This is a genomic window from Sandarakinorhabdus rubra (assembly GCF_010994245.1).
GTDB lineage: Bacteria > Pseudomonadota > Alphaproteobacteria > Sphingomonadales > Sphingomonadaceae > Sandarakinorhabdus > Sandarakinorhabdus rubra.
Genome location: NZ_WMHO01000291.1, coordinates 1 through 2,639, shown reverse-complemented (window position 1 = coordinate 2,639; position 2,639 = coordinate 1). Strand labels below are relative to the sequence as shown.

Sequence of the window (2,639 nt, the reverse complement as noted above, 5' to 3'; positions counted from 1 at the left end):
CGCCGACAGGCGCAAGATCGGCCGGCGGGGCGGCGCGCACTGCTGCGCGCCGAACCCGTTCGACGTCAGCCGCGGCTTTGCCGCGGCGCCTTGCCCTTCATCGCGGCCTGGCCCCCCCCGAACGGTTGCAGCGCAGCATCACCTCTGATACCTAGACGCACGGGGGTCTGCCGGACGTAACCGCAGACGAGAGGTGTAGGCTGTTCATGGCTTTGCAGTTGGTCATGCGTAACGTGTCGCCGTCTGCCGCGCGGCAGGCGCCCTGACATGGCATCCGCGTTCCAGCCCGCCTTGTTGCCGGCCCCGGCGCTGCGCACCGCCCGGCGGCGGAGCTCGATGCGGCTGTTGCCCCAGTATCTGCATCTTGATCAGCATGCGCTGTGGCCATTGATGAAGGTCGCGATGTTCCTCACCGGCGTGACGCTGGTGATGTATTCGGGGCTGTTTGTGGCGCTGGGTGGCACCTTGGCGCTGAAGTTCGTCGCGGTGCCGGTCACCATTTTCACCGTGCTGATCATGTGGCTGCTGCCCGATGTGGCCAAGACCGCCAACCCGCCGGTTCAGAAGCTGGTCTGGGCCTTTCTCGCCATGAACGTGCTGTGGCCGGCCTACCTGGCCATCGTCATCCCCGGCCTGCCCTGGCTCACCCCACCACGCATCGCGCTGGGCGTGATGCTGGTGATCATGATGATCTACATGCCGCAATATGCCGATTTCCGGCAGCGCATCTGGGCGGTGATGGGCCATGATCGCGTGGCGGCCCGGCTAATGATGAGCTATGCGGCGATCACCTTCCTGGTGATCCCCACGTCCTTCGACCCATCGAGGAGCGCGCCCTACGCGGTCCTCCAGCTGGTACAGACGCTGTCGCCGGTGATCCTGCTGGCCTGGTTGCTTTATGATCCAGCGAACCTGCCGCGCTTCACCAGGGTCATGGTGGTCACCGTCATCATCGTGATGGTCATCGGCGTGCTCGAAAATTACATGCAGAAGCCGCCGTGGGTGGACTATATCCCCAGCTTCATCAGCCTTGATCCCGACCGCCTTGCGTCCATCGCCTCGCCGCAGGCGCGCAGCGGCGACACGCGCTACCGCGTGCGCTCCACCTTCACGGTGGTGCTGTATTTCACGCTCTATCTCAACCTCCTCATGCCCCTGTTGATGCACAGCATCTGGCAGATGCGGAAGAAGCATCGGTTTCTGGCGCTCGCGCTGGTGCCACTGATCCTGCACACGGCCTGGTTTGCCAATGCCCGCACGGCCATGATCCCGCTGTTCACGTCGCTGTTCGGCCTTATCGGCCTCAACATCATCCGCACCTGGTTCTTCCGGAAGGATGGGGACCATCTGCACAAGATGATCACCATCGGCGGCATGGTGACGGCCATATTGATGGCCGGATTGCTTGTGGCCTCCAGCCACACCCTGCAGCTCAGCATCTTCGGCGGCGGGCAGCACCGTGCCAGCAACGCCACCCGGGATGCCCAGTGGGAGAAGACCTGGGTCCAGATGCGCAAGAACCCCTTCGGCGCCGGACTGACATCGGCTGGCGCGTTGGCCGGCACCCGCAACACCGCCATCGATATCCCGACGGTTGACAGTTACTGGATCAACCAGCTCGTCGATACGGGCTTCCTCGGTTTCGGCTGTTACTTTGGCGCCTTCCTGTGGGTCGCCTGGCGCAGCATCAAGGGCTACATGAAGTCGGACCATGAAACCGAGGACTGGCTGGCGCCCTTTGCCCTGTCGCTGATCAACTATTTCATCGCCTGTTACGTGATCAGTTACGACGACAACAATTATCTGGCCTTTTCGGTCGCAGTTGCCGCGCTGTCCATCCTGCGCCGGAAGGCGGAGCGCGAGGCCGCACAGCCCAAGGCGGTGGCCGCCAGCCCTGACACCGGACACCGGCCGGGAACCTGGGTGGTCGCACGCTGAACGCGGATGCGTGTTTCACGGGCAGGCTGGACGTCGCCTGGCCCACGCGCTAACCGCGCGCCATGTCTCGAGAACTCATCACCGAAGGCCCCAACGCCGGCTGGACCTGCTGGCGCCGCGATCCTGATGGCCGCTTTGCCTCCATGCTGGGTGACTTCTTCTTCCGTGAAGGGCCGCGCGGCGTCGAATGCCGGATGGAAACCGCCCGGAAGCACAGCAACGGGCTCGGCTATCTGCACGGCGGCTTCATCATGTCGTTCATCGACATGGCGATGTTCGCCTTCATCTTCCGCCAGCTCGAGAACAGCGCGGCCGTCACCCTGTCGTGCGCCACCGATTTCCTGTCGGCCGGCATTGTCGGTAAGCCGATCGAGGCGCACGGCGAGATATTGAAGGAAACCGGCAAGATGCTGTTCGTGCGCGGGCTGGTGACGCAGGACGGCGTCAACCTTGCCAGCTTCACCGGCACGATGCGCAAGGTGCCGCGCCAGCCCCGGCCCGGTGGGGAAGGGCACCCGGCCCGCCCCGGAGAAACCCAGGTTGACTGATCTTGCGGCGCGCTATGCCGAACTGGTGGCGGCCGGCGAACTGAAGCCAGACGCCGCGCAGGCCGACGTTGTGCAGCGCCTCGCCGCATTGGAAGCGCAGTTGGCCCGCCCGGCGCCGCAGCCCGGCCTGCTGGGCCGACTGCTGGGGCGGGC

2 protein-coding genes are annotated in these 2,639 nt (G+C 64.8%); both read left to right on the top strand.

Translation table 11 applies throughout. The features are described 5' to 3' along the window. Nucleotides 1-267 precede the first annotated feature (267 nt). Entirely contained in the window at nucleotides 268-1,938 is a 1,671-nt protein-coding gene (locus GJV64_RS13530) for an O-antigen ligase family protein (RefSeq protein WP_164157894.1), read from the top strand. 62 nt (nucleotides 1,939-2,000) lie between these two features. Continuing rightward, nucleotides 2,001-2,486: a PaaI family thioesterase gene (locus GJV64_RS13525; RefSeq protein WP_164157892.1), complete on the top strand. Its 486-nt coding sequence runs from the start codon at nucleotides 2,001-2,003 to the stop codon at nucleotides 2,484-2,486. The last annotated feature ends 153 nt before the right edge of the window (nucleotides 2,487-2,639 follow it).